Here is a 1,226-nt window from a genome sequence, read left to right on the forward strand (position 1 = left end):
CCTGATTTTTTAATATTTCCAAATTTTAAATCATTATCTGATATAAAATTTTGGTGAGATTGAAATACTTGATTATATTGCTCAAAAGTAGGATATGTCATAACCTTAACCAATTAATTTATTTTAAGAATGATTAATGTTGAGTCATCTATTTTCATTTTTTTATTTTTCCGTGCTTCCATTACCTTTGTATAAAAAAACTCATTTAAGTTACTCAAATTGTTTTGTAAATTGAGTATATTTGTTAGATTTGTAGAACTTTTTAATAAATTAAAAGAATTAATAAGCCAATCAGCTAAAGCATCCGTACACAAGAACAAATAGTAATCATTATATTTACTTAAATTTACATACTTAGTGTATTTATCAAAATCAAAAGTGTTAAAGTTTTTCTTAGTTGAAACCAGTTGAGGACAGTTTTTAAAATCAGGAATATCAAAAATTTTCTGATATTCGTATTTATGATTATTCTTACAATTCCTATAAGCCCTTGTCTTTTTTTTCACACGTGATCTTTTCCTTTTTAAATAGTTTTTTGAGGACTTTTTAAATAAAAAAATACAACTATCACCAATACAAGTAATTTTTAAGCTATTTTTAATTTGACTATAATTTACACCTATAAAAGTGGCAAAACTTCCCCTTTGATAAGCCTCAATTTGGGTCCAAGTCATATTATGAATATCATGTTGTTTCGCATAATCTTTCTCGGCTGAAATTAAATATTCGTCAAATGATGAAAAAGTTTTACCAACAAATTTTTGACATAATATTTTTGCCCATAATTTGGAATCGTATGACTCTGTCGCCCCATCTGATATTGCTATACTTAAATTATCATCTGATATAGCCCATGAATCTTCATTTAAAGATTCATGATCCAAAATAAAATCTTTTTCTATATTAAATTGATAATTACCATTATCCAATGTGTCTTTAGAAATAGAACCCAAAAATATTTTTTTTATCATCTCAATTGTGCCGCTCTAGTTCCAATTTCAAAGAAGTCTGCAATTTCAGCAGCCTCAGCATTGAACATAAAACCTCTTGATTCACTAGATACACTGTACCCTTTCCCTTGAGCGAAATTAACTAAATTCGATGGCAATAAGCTAGACATTCTAAATAACATTTTTGCATAAGAATCTGGTAAATTAAATTCACCAGATGGAAATTTAATTGCAGCACCACTTAATGTACTAACATGAAGATTTAGTAACAATACT

Annotated in this window: 1 protein-coding gene and 1 pseudogene; both read right to left on the minus strand. The window is 27.1% G+C overall.

The features are described 5' to 3' along the window. Positions 1-113 precede the first annotated feature (113 nt). On the minus strand, positions 114-971 hold the full coding sequence (locus A9G41_RS10220) for a hypothetical protein (RefSeq protein ID WP_075539630.1): 858 nt from the start codon (positions 969-971) through the stop codon (positions 114-116). Next, positions 968-1,226 (minus strand): annotated as a pseudogene (locus tag A9G41_RS10225) (VWA domain-containing protein); the annotation flags it as partial. The pseudogene A9G41_RS10225 and the gene A9G41_RS10220, both read right to left, overlap by 4 nt.

Source organism: Gilliamella sp. Nev5-1 (genome assembly GCF_001690895.1).
Taxonomy (GTDB): domain Bacteria; phylum Pseudomonadota; class Gammaproteobacteria; order Enterobacterales; family Orbaceae; genus Gilliamella; species Gilliamella apicola_C.

Coding starts and splice junctions, on each gene's coding strand:
- A9G41_RS10220 (WP_075539630.1), bottom strand. CDS start 971: ATGATAAAAAAAATATTTTTGGGTTCTATTTCTAAAGACACATTGGAT.